Annotated in this window: 13 protein-coding genes; 12 read left to right on the forward strand and 1 reads right to left on the reverse strand. The window is 67.4% G+C overall.

Annotated features, from left to right (window positions below; all coding sequences use genetic code 11):
- Positions 1 to 19: 19 nt before the first annotated feature.
- The 9 genes from fliG (at position 20) to FRZ44_RS17895 (ending at position 10,563) form a co-directional block, all read left to right on the forward strand.
- On the forward strand, positions 20 to 1,036 hold the full coding sequence (gene fliG, locus FRZ44_RS17855; RefSeq protein WP_151178459.1) for a flagellar motor switch protein FliG: 1,017 nt from the start codon (positions 20 to 22) through the stop codon (positions 1,034 to 1,036).
- Positions 1,037 to 1,103: 67 nt separating this feature from the next.
- Positions 1,104 to 1,790, forward strand: coding sequence for a FliH/SctL family protein (locus FRZ44_RS17860; protein WP_151178460.1), 687 nt, complete (start codon positions 1,104 to 1,106; stop codon positions 1,788 to 1,790).
- 36 nt (positions 1,791 to 1,826) lie between these two features.
- A complete protein-coding gene (fliN, locus tag FRZ44_RS17865; protein ID WP_151178461.1) occupies positions 1,827 to 2,165 on the forward strand; it encodes a flagellar motor switch protein FliN in 339 nt (112 codons plus the stop codon).
- Positions 2,166 to 2,179: 14 nt separating this feature from the next.
- Positions 2,180 to 3,016, forward strand: a complete 837-nt coding sequence (locus tag FRZ44_RS17870; RefSeq protein ID WP_151178462.1) for a motility protein A — start codon at positions 2,180 to 2,182, stop codon at positions 3,014 to 3,016.
- A 47-nt stretch (positions 3,017 to 3,063) separates the two neighbouring features.
- A complete protein-coding gene (flbD, locus tag FRZ44_RS17875) occupies positions 3,064 to 4,446 on the forward strand; it encodes a sigma-54-dependent transcriptional regulator FlbD (RefSeq protein WP_151178463.1) in 1,383 nt (460 codons plus the stop codon).
- 71 nt (positions 4,447 to 4,517) lie between these two features.
- Positions 4,518 to 6,602: a flagellar biosynthesis protein FlhA gene (gene flhA, locus FRZ44_RS17880; RefSeq protein WP_225308714.1), complete on the forward strand. Its 2,085-nt coding sequence runs from the start codon at positions 4,518 to 4,520 to the stop codon at positions 6,600 to 6,602.
- A 12-nt stretch (positions 6,603 to 6,614) separates the two neighbouring features.
- On the forward strand, positions 6,615 to 7,616 hold the full coding sequence (locus tag FRZ44_RS17885) for a flagellar biosynthesis protein FlhF (protein ID WP_151178465.1): 1,002 nt from the start codon (positions 6,615 to 6,617) through the stop codon (positions 7,614 to 7,616).
- Positions 7,613 to 8,428 carry a nucleotide-binding protein gene (locus tag FRZ44_RS17890; protein WP_151178466.1) on the forward strand — a complete coding sequence of 272 codons (816 nt, stop codon included), beginning with the start codon at positions 7,613 to 7,615 and terminating at the stop codon, positions 8,426 to 8,428. Before FRZ44_RS17885 ends, FRZ44_RS17890 begins: the two co-directional genes overlap by 4 nt.
- On the forward strand, positions 8,425 to 10,563 hold the full coding sequence (locus FRZ44_RS17895; RefSeq protein WP_151178467.1) for a hypothetical protein: 2,139 nt from the start codon (positions 8,425 to 8,427) through the stop codon (positions 10,561 to 10,563). The genes FRZ44_RS17890 and FRZ44_RS17895 overlap by 4 nt, the downstream gene beginning before the upstream one ends.
- 66 nt (positions 10,564 to 10,629) lie before the next feature.
- Here the strand turns inward: FRZ44_RS17895 and FRZ44_RS17900 are convergent, their stop codons facing one another.
- Complete coding sequence (locus FRZ44_RS17900; RefSeq protein ID WP_191908160.1) at positions 10,630 to 11,367, reverse strand: TetR/AcrR family transcriptional regulator; 738 nt, start codon at positions 11,365 to 11,367, stop codon at positions 10,630 to 10,632.
- A gap of 161 nt (positions 11,368 to 11,528) precedes the next feature.
- On the opposite strand from FRZ44_RS17900, the gene FRZ44_RS17905 reads away from it, so the two are divergent.
- The 3 genes from FRZ44_RS17905 to FRZ44_RS17915 all read left to right on the forward strand — a co-directional run bounded on the left by FRZ44_RS17905 (position 11,529) and on the right by FRZ44_RS17915 (position 15,773).
- Entirely contained in the window at positions 11,529 to 12,404 is an 876-nt protein-coding gene (locus tag FRZ44_RS17905) for an amidohydrolase family protein (RefSeq protein ID WP_225308322.1), read from the forward strand.
- Between the two features lie 7 nt (positions 12,405 to 12,411).
- Entirely contained in the window at positions 12,412 to 14,100 is a 1,689-nt protein-coding gene (locus FRZ44_RS17910) for an AMP-binding protein (protein ID WP_191908161.1), read from the forward strand.
- A gap of 62 nt (positions 14,101 to 14,162) precedes the next feature.
- The gene (locus tag FRZ44_RS17915; protein WP_225308323.1) at positions 14,163 to 15,773 is read left to right on the forward strand and encodes an ABC transporter substrate-binding protein; all 1,611 of its coding nucleotides are present in this window, start codon (positions 14,163 to 14,165) and stop codon (positions 15,771 to 15,773) included.
- The last annotated feature ends 40 nt before the right edge of the window (positions 15,774 to 15,813 follow it).

Here is a 15,813-nt window from a genome sequence, read left to right on the forward strand (position 1 = left end):
CCATCGAAGGTAACAAGACGTGGCGGAAATTTCGAAGCTAGACAGTCTCACCGGCGCTCAGAAGGCAGCGGTCATGATGCTGTCCGTGGGCGAGGAAGGGGCTCAGCAGCTGTTCGCGCTCATGGACGAGGACGAGATCAAGGAAGTCTCGCAGACCATGGCGAACCTCGGCATGATCCACTCCTCCGTGGTGGAGCAGCTGTTCGTCGAATTCGCCAACCGCATGACCTCGACCGGCTCGCTGCACGGCTCCTTCGAGAGCACCGAGCGGCTGCTGATGAAGGTGCTCGACAAGGACAAGGTCAACGCCATCATGGACGAGATCCGCGGTCCCGCGGGTCGGACCATGTGGGACAAACTCGGCAACGTCAACGAGGTGGTGCTCGCCAACTACCTCAAGAACGAATATCCGCAGACCGTCACGGTCGTGCTGTCCAAGGTCAAGCCGGACCACGCCGCGCGCGTGCTGACGCATCTGCCCGAAGCCTTCGCCATGGAAGTGGTCATGCGAATGCTGCGCATGGAGGCGGTGCAGCGCGACGTGCTCGACGACGTGGAGCGCACGCTGCGCAACGAATTCATGACCAACCTCGCCCGCACCAACCGGCGCGACGCGCATGAGTTGGTGGCGGAGATCTTCAATAACCTCGACCGCAACACCGAGGGCCGCTTCATGTCGTCGCTCGAGGAGCGCAACCGCGACTCCGCCGAGCGCATCAAGGCCCTGATGTTCACCTTCGAGGACCTCGGCAACCTCGATCCCGGCGGCGTCCAGACGCTGTTGCGCGCGGTCGAGAAGGACAAGCTCGGGACCGCCCTCAAGGGCGCGTCGGAGGATCTCCGCGAGCTCTTCTTCTCCAACATGTCCGAGCGCGCCGGAAAGATGCTGCGCGAGGACATGGCGGCGATGGGGCCGGTCCGCCTGCGCGACGTCGACGAAGCGCAGCAGGCCATGGTCCAGATCGCCAAGGATCTCTCGGCCAAGGGCGAGATCATCCTGTCGGACAAGAAGGGCGAAGACGAGCTCATTTACTAGGATCCGATCGCTTCGGGCCGGTCCGGCCCGCGGCGGAATTCGGGGCTTCCACTGACGAACGGACGTTATGGCGATTTCCGGCAAGTTTCTGTTCGACACCTCCTTCGATTCGCCCATGGAAGCGAAGCCGGAGAAGCCGCCCGCGCCCAAGTTCGGCGAAGACGATCTGCGCCAGGCGCGCGAGGAAGGCCATGCCGCGGGCCGCGCCGCCGGCCGCGCCGAGGCGCGCGCCGAGCGCGAGGAGCTGGCGGCACGCACGCTGCCGGCCGTGGCGCAGGCTTTGCAGGGATTCGCCCCGATGTGCGAGCGGATCGAGCAGCAGACCCTGAGCTGGGCGCTGACCGCGGCCCTGGGCATGGTCCGCAAGCTCTACCCCACCCTGGAGCAGATGCAGAGCGTGATCGAGATCGAGCAGATGGCGATCGCCACCCTGCGCGACCTCGAGGAAGAGCCGCGCGTGGTGCTGCGCCTGCCCGACACGCTGATCGAGGAGATTCGCCCGCGCATCGCCGAGATCGCGAAGCAGGCGGGCTTCGGCGGGCGCCTGCTGCTGATCGCCGACGAGGGGCTCGGGCCCGGCGATTGCCGGCTCGAATGGGCCGATGGCGGCATCGAGCGTCAGGCCCAGCGCACCTGGGTCGAAATCGAACAGCGTATTGCCCGCAGCCTGGCCGCCTTGTCGGCGGGCGCCGGACGAACCGACAGCCATGCCGCGGACGACGCCCAGGCGTTGCCCGAGGCGCGGACCGCGTGAGACTGATGACTGCAGCCGATCCGACAGGAGTGCTCGATGGCCGATGACAACCTCAATCTGAACGAGCTGAACGGCGAAGGGACCGGCGAGCCGGTCGCCCCCCCGCAGCCCGCTCCCGCCCCTACCAACGCCCGCGAGCTCGAAGCGGTCTATGACATTCCGGTGCAGGTCTCTGCCGTGCTCGGCAAGGCCACCATGCAGGTGGCCCAGCTGCTGAAGCTCGGCCGCGGCGCCGTCGTCGAGCTCGACCGCAAGGTCGGCGAGGCGATCGACATCTATGTCAACAACCGCCTGGTCGCACGCGGCGAGGTCGTGATCCTCGAAGACCGGCTGGGCGTGACCATGACCGAGATCATCAAATCCGAACGCGCCTGAAATCAGGGGGAATGATGGCCGTCGAGACAGAAAGCAACAGACGCCTGCGCGACAGCGCCCGCACCGTGCGGGCGGGAGCCGCGGCCGATCCGCTGGGGCCGATCGCCCTGATCGGGGCGGTGGCGCTCGTGGCGCTGGCCATTTCCCTCGGCGGATCGCCCTTGGCGTTCTTCCATTTCCCCTCCTTCCTGATGGTGGTCGGCGGCACCTTCGCCGTGACCTGCGTCTCCTTCTCCGCCGGCGAGGTGATCCGCGCCCACCCGACGATGGTCGGCGCGCTGACCACCGCCACGCCCGAGCCGATGGACGCCGCGCGCGGCATGATGACCCTGGCCGACATGGTCCGCCGCCACGGGCCCCTCGCGCTCCAGGACCAGCTCCCGCAATTCAAGAGCGACCCCTTCCTCCATCGCGCCATGAGCCTCGTGGTCGATGCCGCCCCGCAGGATGAGATCGAGGCGGTGATGGCCGCCGACGCCGATGCGAGCGCGCAGCGGATGCAGCGCAGCGCCAGCATCCTGCGCCGTGCCGCCGAAGTGGCGCCGGCCATGGGCCTGATCGGCACGCTGATCGGCCTGGTCCAGATGCTGGGCAGCCTCGACGAGCCCTCCAAGATCGGGCCCGCCATGGCGCTGGCCCTGCTCACGACCCTTTACGGCGCGTTGCTCGCCAACATCGTCTTCGGGCCGCTTGCGGCCAAGATCGAGCGCAACGCCTCGGCCGAGGCGGTGCTGCGCCAGATCTACCTGATCGGGGCGGTGTCGATGGCGCGGCAGGAAAATCCTCGCCGCCTCGAGATCCTGCTCAACAGCGTGCTGCCGCCTTGGCAGCAAATCCGGTTCTTCGGCTGAGATCCCGCTCGGGGTCGCAACCGCCTTTGCCACGGGAGTAGATAAAGATGCGCCTTTTGATCGTCGGATCCCTCGACGGCCCGATCGCCACCGCCGGCAAGATCGCGCTCTCGCGCGGGGCCAAGGTGGCGCAGGTCGGCGATATCGACGGCGCTATGGAGGCCCTGCGGGCCGGCCAGGGCGCGGATCTGCTGCTGTGCGACGTGCGCCACGACATCGCCCGCCTGATCGCCCAGCTCAAGACCGAGCGGATCAGCCTGCCTGTCGTCGCCTGCGGCATCGGCACCGAGACCGACGTGGCGGTGCGGGCCATCAAGGCCGGCGCCAAGGATTACCTGCCGCTGCCGCCCGACGCCGAGTTGATCGCCGCCATCCTCGCCGCCGTCGCCGAGGAGAGCAGCGCCTTCATCTATCGCGATCCCGTCATGCGCGAGGTGCTGCGCCTCGCCGACCAGATCGCGCCCTCCGATGCCTCGGTGATGATCACCGGTGAATCCGGCACCGGCAAGGAAGTCATGGCGCGCTATCTCCACAGCCACAGCAAGCGCGCCACCCGCCCCTTCATCTCGGTCAATTGCGCGGCCATCCCCGAGCATCTGCTGGAATCCGAGCTGTTCGGCCACGAGCGGGGCGCCTTCACCGGCGCCATCGCCCGGCGCGTCGGCAAGTTCGAGGAGGCCAATGGCGGCACCCTGCTGCTCGACGAAATCAGCGAGATGCATCCGCGCCTCCAGGCCAAGCTGCTGCGCGCCATCCAGGAACGCGAGATCGACCGCGTCGGCGGCACCCAGCCGATCAAGGTCGATATCCGCCTGATCGCGACCTCCAACCGCGACCTCGAGATCGAGACCCGCAACGGCAATTTCCGCGAGGACCTCTATTTCCGCCTCAATGTCGTGACCCTGGAGCTGCCATCGCTGCGCAACCGGCCGGCGGACATCCCGGCGCTGGCCGAGCATTTCATCAAGAAATACGCCGCCGCCAACGCCATCCAGCCGCCGACCCTCTCGGCCGGTGCCGAGGCCATCCTCGTCGCCCATTCCTGGCGCGGCAATGTCCGCGAGCTCGAGAACACGATGCATCGGGCGGTACTGCTGTCCAAGGGTTCCGAGCTGGGGCCCGAGGCGATCATGCTGACGGGCCAGCGCGGCGCGCCCTCGACGCCAGAGGCCCGTGCGGTCGCCGCGATCGAGACCGCCAAGGCGCAGGTGACCGATACCGCCGGCCTGGTCGGCCGCACCGTCGCCGATGTCGAGCGCGACCTGATCCTCGAGACGCTCAATCACTGCCTCGGGAACCGGACCCACGCCGCCAACATCCTCGGCATCTCGATCCGCACGCTGCGCAACAAGCTCAAGCAGTACAGCGAAGAGGGCATCCTGCTGACCGGCGGCCGCGCCGCCAACGAAGGCGAGCGCCAGGCGGTTTGATCCGCCGGGTGCCGACGACCGTCGAAACAAGGACGATCATTTAAGACATGGCGAACGCCTTTCAGGAAGCGATGTCGGGACCCGGGCTGAACCGGATCTGGGGCCAGCTCTCGACCGCGTTGAAGCGCGGCGAGATCGCGCTGGCGCTCGGCGTCATCTGCATCCTGGTGGTGCTGATCCTGCCGATGCCGGCCTGGCTGCTCGATATCTCGCTGGCGCTGTCGATCACCATCTCCGTCCTCGTGCTGATGACGTCGCTCTTCATCTCGAAGCCGCTCGACTTCAGCTCCTTCCCGACGGTGCTGCTGATCGCCACGATCCTGCGCCTGTCATTGAACCTGGCCTCGACCCGCCTGATCCTCTCCCATGGTCATGAAGGCACCGCCGCCGCCGGCCATGTGATCGAGGCCTTCGGTAATTTCGTGATGAGCGGCAATTTCGTCATCGGCGTGATCGTGTTCGCGATCCTGGTGCTGGTGAACTTCATCGTCATCACCAAGGGCTCGGGGCGCATCGCCGAAGTGTCGGCGCGCTTCAGCTTGGACGCCATGCCCGGCAAGCAGATGGCGATCGACGCCGACCTGTCGGCCGGCCTCATCGACGAGGCCGAGGCGCGGCTCCGCCGGAAGACGCTCGAGGACGAGAGCGGCTTCTTCGGCGCCATGGACGGCGCCGCGAAGTTCGTGCGCGGCGACGCGGTCGCCGGCCTGATCATCACCTTCATCAATGTGATCGGCGGCATGATCATCGGCGTCGGGCAGGAAGGCCTGTCCTTCACGGAGGCCGCCCACAGCTACACGATCCTGACCGTCGGCGACGGCCTCGTGACGCAGATTCCGGCGATCATCATCTCGACCGGCGCCGGCCTGCTGGTCTCCAAGGCCGGCATCAGCGGCACCACCGACAAGGCCCTGTTCGCCCAGCTCGGCGGCTATCCGGCGGCCCTGGGCCTGGTCTCGTTCCTGATGGGCGCCATGGCGCTCCTGCCCGGCATCCCCACCATCCCGTTCCTGGCGCTCTCGGGCGCGGCCGGCACCGGCGCCTGGATGCTGACGCGCAAGTTGGCACTCGCCAAGAGCCAGGCCGCTGTGAAGCAGAAGGAAGAGGCCGCGGCACCGACCGAGGAGACGATCCAGCAGACCCTGCAGATCGACACGGTACGCCTCGAGCTGGGCTATGGCCTGCTCTCGCTCATCGGCACCGAGCGAGGCCAGAAGCTCACCGACCAGATCAAGGCGCTGCGCCGCCAGGTGGCGCGCGAGATGGGCTTCGTGCTGCCGGCGGTCCGCATCCAGGACAATCTGCAGCTCCCGGCCAACACCTATATCGTGCGCATCAAGGAGATCGAAGCCGGTCGCGGCGATCTCAGGCCCAACATGATCCTGGTCATGGATCCGCGCGGCGAGAAGATCACGATCGCGGGCGAGGAGACCGTCGAGCCCACCTTCGGCCTGCCGGCCATGTGGATCGACCCCGCCATGCGGGAAGAGGCGATGTTCCGCGGCTATACCGTGGTCGATCCCGCCACCGTCGTCACCACCCACCTCACGGAAGTGGTGAAGGACAACATGGCGGAGCTCATGTCCTATGCCGAGACGCAGAAACTGGTCGAGGATCTGGGCAAGGAGCATCAGAAGCTGATCGGCGACCTGATCCCGGCGCAGATCTCGATGAGCGGCATCCAGCGCGTGCTCCAGAACCTGCTGGCCGAGCGCATCTCGATCCGCGACCTGCCGGCCATCCTCGAGGGCGTGTCCGAGGCCTGCGGCTATACCCGCAATGTGAACCAGATCACCGAGCATGTGCGGGCCCGGCTCTCGCGCCAGATCAGCGATTCGGTGGCGGACGCCGAGGGCGTGATCCAGCTCGTGGCGCTCTCGCCCGAATGGGAGCAGGCCTTCGCCGAATCGCTGCGCGGCGACGGCGACGACAAGCAACTGGCCATGCCGCCGACCAAGCTGCAGCAATTCATCAATGCCGTGCGCCAGCAGTTCGAGCGTCACGCCATGCGCGGCGAGACGCCGGTGCTGCTGACCAGCCCCGGCATCCGGCCTTTCGTGCGCTCGATCGTCGAGCGTTTCCGTCCCGTCACCGTCGTGATGTCGCAGAACGAGATCTATGCGCGCGCGCGGATCAAGACGGTCGGGCAGATCTAGGAGCCCTGAGACATGCGGCTCAAGACCTTCAGCGCAGGCACGATGGACGAGGCGATGCGCCGCGTTCGCCAGGAGCTGGGCGAGGACGCGGTCATCCTCTCGACCAAGCGCGACGGCAAGAGCGGCGTCCTCGTCACCGCCGGCCTCGAGGACGCGCCGCCGGCCGAGGTCTCGACCTCCCAGCCGCGCGACCTGCCGCAGAACGACACGGCCGCCCTCGACGGGCTCGACCGCATCGCCGCACGGCTGGAGTTCAACAACGTCCCGGCCGCGATCGCCGACCGCCTGCTCAATGCCGCGGCCGAGCTCTCCACCGAGAATCCGACGATGGCGCTGGCGGCAGCGCTCGACGCGCAATTTGCCTTCGCGCCGCTCATCGACGAGGCGCCGGCCCTGCCCCTGCTCTTCATCGGTCCGCCCGGCGCCGGCAAGACCTCGAGCCTGGCAAAACTTGGCATTCGCGCCCGGCTCGCTGGCGTCGCCGTGGGTGCCGTCTCCTGCGACATGCTGCGCGCGGGCGCCGAAGCCCAGCTTGCGACCTATACCCGCCGCCTCGATATTCCGGCCTTCCGCGCCCGCGACGCGCAAGCCCTGGCACGGGCGCTGGCCTCGCTGCCGGCCGAGGGCTTGCGCCTCATCGACAGCGCCGGCAGCAATCCGCAGAGCGAAAGCGATCTCGCCGAGATCTCGGCCCTCGTCGCGGCCGGCGATGCCGAACCGGTCCTGGTCCTGGCCGCGGGCGGCGATCCCGCCGAAACGGCCGATCAGGCCCGCATCTATGCCCGCCTCGGCGCGAGGCGCCTGATCGTCACCAAGCTCGACACCGTGCGCCGGCTCGGCAGCCTCCTGGCGGCAGCGGCAGCGGGCGGCCTTGCGCTCTGCGAGTTCGGCCTGTCGCCCCAGATCGGCGATGGGCTCGTGCCTATGAACCCGGTTTCTCTTGCCCGCCTCCTGATGGGCGAGCGCATCGAGCTGCCGTCGCTTAATCCTGCAGCCATGGAAGCCGCCGAATGACCGCGACAGCCCGTCCCCTTTCTGTCTCCCAAGGTTCCGGCCCTCAACCCGTCGGACGGCCCTCGCGTCTGCGCGCGCTCGCCATCGCGTCGGGCAAAGGCGGCGTCGGCAAGACCTGGCTGGCGATCTCGCTGGCCCAGGCGCTGGCGAAGTTGCAGGAGCGCGTGCTGCTGTTCGACGGCGATCTCGGTCTCGCCAATGTCGACATCCAGCTCGGATTGATGCCGCGCTCGGATCTGGGCGCCGTGGTCGAACGCGGCCGCGCCATGACCGAGGCCATCACCAATTACCCGCCCGGCAATTTCGACGTGGTCGCGGGCCGCGCCGGCACCGCCTCGCTCGCCGCCATGAGCGGCGAACGCCTGGCGAAGCTCGGCGACGAGCTGTTCCAGACCGCCGCCGCATACGACCGCCTGCTGCTCGATCTGGGCGCCGGCGTCGAGCGTACCGTCCGCCAGCTCTGCCGGCGGGCCGGCAGCGTGCTGGTGGTCACGACCGACGAGCCGACCGCGCTCACCGATGCCTATGCCTTCATCAAGCTCGGCGTCAGCCAGGGCGATATCGGCGATCTCCGGATCGCGGTGAACATGGCAGGCTCGCTCGCCGAAGGCGAGCGCACCTATTCGACGTTGCTGCGCGCCTGCCAGTCCTTCCTCAAGATCGAACCGCCGCTGGCCGGCGTGATCCGGCGCGATGCCCGCGTCAAGGACAGCATCCGCGCCCAGACGCCGGTCGCGATCCGCCATCCCGACAGCGCCGCCGCCGCCGATGTCATGGCTCTGGCGCGCAAGCTCAAAGAGGCGCGGCCGTGAACCTGACCCCGGTCACGCCGGCGACGCCAGCGACGGGCCCCAGTGCGGCCCGGCCGGTATCGATGGCGGTGGCGGGGACCGGCCAGAACAATCTGGCCTTGCTGAGCCAGATGGGTGCCGGCGACATTCTTTCCGGCACCGTGATGGAGCGCTCTGCCGACGGCACGCTCACGATACGCACCGATCGCGGCGTGCTCGCCCTCTCCGGGGGCCTCGAAGCCGCTATCGGCAGCAAGGTCATGCTCGAGCTGCGCAGCACTGGTGCCCGCATGCAGGTGGTCCTGCTGTCGGTCGATGGCGAGCCGACCGCCAATCAGCCGCTGAGCGGACCGAAGATCGGGCTCCTGACGCTGCTCGATGCCGGCAAGGGAACGGTCACGCAGGCCGGCGATCTGGCGGCAGCCTCTCGACCGGGTGCGCCCGCAGGTCCCACATTTCCGGCCGTGCCGCTCCCGCCTCTGGCCGATCAGGCCGGCATCGTCGGCGCCCGCGTGGTCGCGACCTTGCTGCGCCCGAACGATCTCAAGCCGGCGACCCAACCCTCTTTACCGAATGCGCCGCCCGCTCAAGCCGGTCAGCGGCTGCCCTATCATCTGGCGGCGATCCTGCCCCCGGTGACGCAGGCCGTCACGGCCGCGGTGGAGGAAGCGCCGCGCCAGGCCTTCATCGCGACGGTGCGCCAGCAGACACCCGAGGGCGAACTGGTGCTGGACAGCCCGCTCGGCACCATCCGCATTCCCCGTCCGCCCGAAGCCGCAGCGCCGCAAGCGTCGCTGCCGGCCAGATCCGCCGAGGCGGCACCGCTTCCGCCGTCGCCCGGCAAGCCCAGCTCGCCATTGCCGGTGCCGGCCAACACGCCGAGCAACGCCGCCACTGCCGAAGCCACGCCCGAGCCCGCGCCGCGCTGGCCCGCCGGCACGCGCCTGGTCCTCACGCTGCCCGCAGCGATCAGCCCCGGATCGCGGGACGCTATTCCCGCAGGTCCGCGTCTCGTCGCGACCATCTTGCGCGCCGTGGAGCCGCAAATCCCGACGCCGGCTGCGCCGCGCGCTGCCGCAGCACCCACGCCCCCCAGCAACGCACCCGCCGCGCCGAGCGCCGGCACGAGAGTTCCGCTCGAGCTGGTCTCGGTCCTGCCACCCGTCGGCACGGGCGCGAGCGGCATTGCGGCAACCAACCCCGCCTCGGGACCACAGACCGCGGTGCTGGCCACCCTGCGCACGCCTTCGCCCAACGGCCAGGCGATCCTCGCGACGCCGGAAGGGCTGGTGGCCCTCGATCGCCCGATCGAAGGGCCGGTGGGCACGCGGCTGCTGCTGCTGCCCACGCCCCAGGCCCCGACCTTGCCCGAAGCCCATCCGGGGCCGGCCCAGATCTTCAATGCGCTGCTGGAAACGGCGGCACTTCTCGAGGGCGAGCGACCCGTCCTCGCGGCACCGGCGGGCCTCGCGCCGCCGGCGAGCAGTGCGCCGACCGCCGCGGCGACGGCGACGGCGCAAGACACGCCGCCCGCCCTTCTCAATCCGACGCAGACCAACGACATCCTGGCGCAGAACCTGCCGCGCGTCGGCTCGCATCTGGCCGCCGGCCTCGCCAGCTTCATTCGCGCCCGTCTCTCCGACAAGCCGGTGACTTGGCCCAGCGCCGAGCTGCGCCAGGCGCTGCAATCGGCGGGGCGGCCGGAGCTGGTCGCGAAGCTCGAACAAGGCTTCGCCGAGCTGGCGCGCGCCGCGCCCTCGACCAGCCAGGACGGACAATGGAAGACGATCGTGCTGCCGCTGCTCGACGAGCAGGCGCTGCACCAGGCGCGCCTCGCCATCCGCCGCGATCCGGGCAAGGGCGACCAGCCCAAGGACGGCAAGCCGGCGAGCGTCCATTTCCTGCTCGATGTGGAGCTGAGCCGGATGGGCGCCATGCAGCTGGACGGGCTCGTCCGCGGCAAGCGCTTCGATCTGATGCTGCGCACGCACAAGCCGCTCGACGGCGTCATGCAGAACGAGATCCAGCGGCTCTTCGCCGAAGCGAAGTCCGTGACCGGCATCACCGGCGAAATCTATTTCCAGGTGGCGGCCGTCTTCGCCTCGCCCGACGCCAACGCGCCGGTGCCCTCCCATGCGGGCGGGCTGATCGCCTGAGCGATCTTTCCGCGAATGAAAGGCTGATTCACGTCTCGAAGGGATTCGACTTGAGGAGATCGGGCTCTAGCGCACCAGCGCGATCGGCAACAGGCCCGAATATTTGAGCTGGAAGTCCTCCTCCAGCGCCGCCGCCGGGTTCTTCCCGAAGATCGCCCGATACCAGACGACCGAGATCAGGGCCGCGACCCGGCGCGGATGGCGGCGCAGCCAGCGCAACTGCTCCTCGTCCTCGAAGATCAGCCGGTAGAGAAAATCGTCCGCGAGCGACGTCAGCATGTAAGAGAGTGCCAGCGCGCTCTGCAGCGCGCCCTCATCGGCCTCGGTCACCCGCACGATATATCGGGCGAGCCGGCCGCGCCATTTGTCCTGCAGCTCGCGCCAGCCCTCCGAATAGACCGACTTCTCGCGGGCAAGCTTGTATTGCACGGCGAAGAGACCTTTGTTGCGCTGATAGATCTGCAGATAGAAGTAGGTGACCTCGTTGATACGCTCGAAATCCGACTTGCCGCGTGCGACGCCGACCGACATCTCGAACACGAAACGGCAGAATCCGTTCAGCACCTCGGCAACGGCGTCGGTTCTGTTCTCAAAATACTGATAGAAGGCGCCGCGCGAGATCCCCAACCGCTCGCAGACATGGCGCACGATGGCGTCCTGGTAACCGTCCGAATCCAGCAGCTGCGCCACACCGAGCAGGATGCGCGCGCGGGTCTGCGCCCGCGCGCTGCCGGCAGCGGCGAGCTGCGCTTCCAACTGCTCGATATAGCTCGCCGGCTTGGGGCCGTCCGTCTCGTCAGCCATCCGAACATCCCTCATTCGCCGTTCGCAGCCGGCACCGGGCGGCCGCGCCCGTTGACTCGACCCGGGGTCGCCCATATAGTGACACGCGTGTCAGTACCATCGATCACTGGCCGTTCCGGCCCGTACTATAATAATAACAAAATACTCGACAGGAGCCTCTGGTGACGACGATCTTCGACTATAGCATTACTGCGCCCACGGAAGAGCTCGTCGAAGGGTATCACCCCTACCCGCCCCATCTCGCCAACTATGAGCGGGTCTATCGGAACTCCACCGATCACGGGGAGCTTTCCGAATATCGCGGCAAGCCGCTGTCGAAGTTCTTCAAATTTCTGGATTCCCAGGGGATCGGAAAGATCTGCGTCAAGGCACGCGACATCCGCACCACCTTCGACGTCATCATCCCCAACGAGGCCGTGGCCAGCCTGGTCGCCGATTATCCCGACCGGGTGGTCGGGTTCGCCGGCGCCGATCCGCACCGGGGCCGGATCGCCGTCACCGAATTCGAGCATGCGATCCGCAAGCAAGGCCTGCGCGGTCTCAATCTGCAGCTCTACGAGCTGAAACTGACCGCCAACGACCGGATGATCTATCCTCTCTACGAGAAATGTGTCGAGCTCGATGTTCCGGTCAATTTGCATGCTTCGATCAATTTCTCGACCAAGTCGCTGATGCGCTACGGCCATCCATTGGCCGTGGACGAGGTCGCGGTGGATTTTCCCGACCTCCGCATCATCTGCGGCCCGCCGGGCTGGCCCTGGGTGCAGGAGCTGATCGGCGTCGCCTGGCGCCACCCCAATGTCTATATCGCCATCGAATCGGTCCGGCCGAACCTGCTGCTGAAGCCGAACAGCGGCTATGAGCCGCTGCTCACCTACGGCAACTCCGTGCTGGGCGACAAGATCATCTTCGGCAGCGGCTGGCCGCTGCTGCCGCTGGCGAGGACCGTGCAAGAAGCGCGGTCGCTGCCCCTGAAGCCTGCCAACATGCAGGGATTCCTCGCCGACAATGCGCAACGGGCGGTCTTCGGCGCATAGGGGCTCCATGGCGCGCTCCTCTCCCCGTTCCCTGGCGGCAGGCTACTACACGATCGCAACCCTGTTGGCCGAGCGCGCCCGGACGATGCGCCGGCGTCCGGCCATCGTCTCGGACGAGGGTTCGTTGACCTATGGCGAGCTCGAGGAGGACAGCCGGCGCCTGGCCGCCGTCTTCGCCGCGCAAGGCATCGGGCCGGGCACGACGGTCCTGCTGATGCTCGACAACCATCCGGACAGCCTGCTCTGCTGGCTCGCCCTGGCGCGGCTGGGCGCCATCGAGGTGCCGGTCAACACGGCCTATCTCGGCGACGTGCTGAAGCATGTGGTGCGGGATTCCTCGGCCACCGTCCTGATCGCCGACGCTGCCTATGCCGCGCGCTTCAGCGACGAGATCATGGCGGGCGCCGCGCTGGAAACCCTGATCTTGCGCGGCGAACCGCCTGCGGCCCTGCCCGCTCGCCTGTCGCGGCTGCGCCAGCTCGCCTTTGCCGACCTCATCGCCGCCGGCCGGCTGCCGACCAAGCCACCCGCGATCGCCGAGATCACCGATCCGCGCCAGATCATGGCGGTCATGTACACGTCGGGCACCACCGGCGCCTCTAAGGGCGTGCGCTGCAGCTTCGCCCATGCGCTCGAATATTCGCGCTGCGTGGTCGAGGTGCTCGATCTGAAGCCCGGCGACCGCTACTACAACATGCTGCCCCTATTCCACATTGCGGGGCAGTGGGCCGCGGTCTTCGCCTGCCTCATTGCCGGCGCCACGGTCGTGCTCAAGCCGCGCTTCAGCGTGAGCGCCTTCTGGGACGATATCCGCGACCAGAAATGCAACGTCACCCTGCTGCTGGGCGCGATGGCCAATCTGCTGCACCGCACGCCCGTCACCGCCAGGGATCGCAAACATCCGCTCGACAAGGTGCTGGTCGTTCCGCTGTTTCCGCAGGTGAGGGAGTTCGCGCGGCGCTTCGGCATCCGCGTCACGACAAATTACGGCTCGACCGAGGTGGGCGTGCCGCTACGCTCGGGCTTCCGGGCCGGGAAACCTAAATTGTTCGACCTGGTCGACACCCGTTCCTGCGGGCGGATCGTCAGCGACCGGTTCGAAGTGCGAATCGTGGACCCGAACGACGAAGAGGTGCCGCCGGGCGTTCCGGGCGAGCTGGTGGTCCGGCCGAAGGTTCCCTGGATCGTCATGGCCGGCTATCTCAACCAGCCGGAGAAGACGCTGGAGGCCTGGCGCAATCTCTGGCTCCATTCCGGCGATCTGATGATGCGCGACAGGCGCGGGAACTTCTATTTCCTCGACCGCATCAAGGATGCCATCCGGCGCCGCGGCGAGAACATCTCCTCGATCGAGGTCGAGAACGGGATCCTCAAATTCCCCGCCGTCCTCGAATGCGCCGTCTATCCGGTCCCCTCCGCTCTGACCGAGCAGGAAGTGATGGCCGCCGTCGTCGCCAAGCCCGACAACGCGCTGGAGCTCGCGGCGCTGCATCGGTTCCTGGAAGAGACGCTGCCGAAGTTCATGGTGCCGCGCTTCTATCGTCTGGAGGCCGCGCTGCCCAAAACGCCGACCGGCAAGATCCAGAAGTTCCAGCTTCGGGCGGAAGGCCTCGATGCGCCGCATTGGGACCGCGAAGCGATGTCCGCCAGCCCATCAAAACAACAACGAAACGAAACGATCCCAGGGAGATCATGATGCGATCAGGACAATCACACCCGCTCTTCAAGAAGGTCGGGGAGCAGTTTCAGGACGGTCGGATGGATCGCCGCGACTTCCTGCGGTTCGCGACCCTGCTCGGCGTCGGCGCCGGCACTGCCTATTCGCTGGCGGGCCTGGTCGATCCGATGTCGATCGGCGTCGCCCACGCCGCTGCGGGCGGCGGCACGGTCCGGGTCGCCCAGCGCGTCCATCCGGTGGAGAGCCCGCACACTTTCAGTTGGGCCGAGCCCAGCAACATCACGCGCCAGGTCTGCGAATATCTGACCCGGACCGGCCAGGACAACATCACCCGGCCCTATCTGCTCGAGAAATGGGAGCCCAGCGCCGATCTCAAGACCTGGACGCTCACCATCCGGTCCGACGTCACCTGGCGCAAGGGCGGGCCGCTCACGGCGGACCAGGTCATCTGGAACCTGAAGCGCGTGCTCGACGAAAAGGTCGGCTCCTCCATGCTGGGCCTGATGAAGGCCTACATGCTGAAGGAAGTCGACAAGGGAGAGAAGGACGACAAGGGCAATCCCAAGATGAGCGTGGAAATCTGGGACGCCAATGCGATCGAGAAGGTGGACGACCGCACCATCCGGCTCAATCTGCAGGAAGCGCAGCTCGCCATCCCGGAGCATCTGTTCCACTACCCGATGGCGATCCTCGATCCGGCCGAGGACGGCAAGTTCGCCATCGGCTCCAACGGCACGGGCGCCTTCGAGCTGGTCGAGTTTGAGGCCGGCCGCAAGGCGGTGCTGAAGGCCCGCACCGAGCATTGGCACACCGTGCCTTCGCTCGACACGCTGCAATTCGTCGATCTCGGCGACGATGCGTCGGCCGTCGTCGCCGCGTTGGCCTCGAAGCAGGTCGACGGCGCCTATGAGGTCGATCTCACCCAGAAGCCGGCTCTGGAGAAGATCGAGAGCCTGCAGGTCTATGAGGTGGCGACCTCGCAGACCGCGGTCATCCATGGCAAATGCACGCGCAAGCCCTTCGACGATGCCAAGGTACGCCTGGCGATGCGGCTTGCGGTCGATCAGGCCCAGGTGATGAGCCTCGCCGAAGGCGACGCCGGCGTCATCGGCGAGCATCACCATGTCTGCCCGATCCATCCGGAATACGCCAAGCTGCCGCCCTTCACCCGCGATGTGCCGCGCGCGAAGGCGCTTCTGGCGGAAGCGGGTTATCCGGACGGCTTCGACACCACCCTGACCCTGCCGGCCGAGCCCACCTGGCAATCGGTCGCGGCCCAGGTCATGGCCCAGCAATGGGCCGAGGCCAACATCCGCGTGAAGCTGAACGTCATCCCCTCGGCCCAATGGTGGGATGTCTGGGACAAGGTCGATCTCGGCTACACCGTCTGGTATCACCGCCCGCTGGGTTTCATGACGCTCAGCCTCGCCTATCGGACCGGCGTGCCGTGGAACGCGCCGGAATGGTCGGACAAGGAGTTCGACGATCTCCTGACCCAGGCCGAAGGCACGGTCGATGTCGACGAGCGGCGCAAGATCATGGCCAAGATCGAGGTCATCATGCAGCAGCGGGGCCCGGTGGTTCAGCCTTTCTGGCGCCCGGTGCTGACCTTCTACGACAAGAAGGTGCAGGGATTCCGGATGCATCCGACGTCGTTCATCTTTGGCGAGGAACTGTCGGTCAAATCCTAGGCTCCTCGCCGGGATGGCGGGGCGGGCTGCGAGCCGCCCC

Origin of the sequence: Hypericibacter terrae (genome assembly GCF_008728855.1) — a bacterium.
In the GTDB taxonomy this organism is placed as follows: Bacteria; Pseudomonadota; Alphaproteobacteria; order Dongiales; family Dongiaceae; genus Hypericibacter; species Hypericibacter terrae.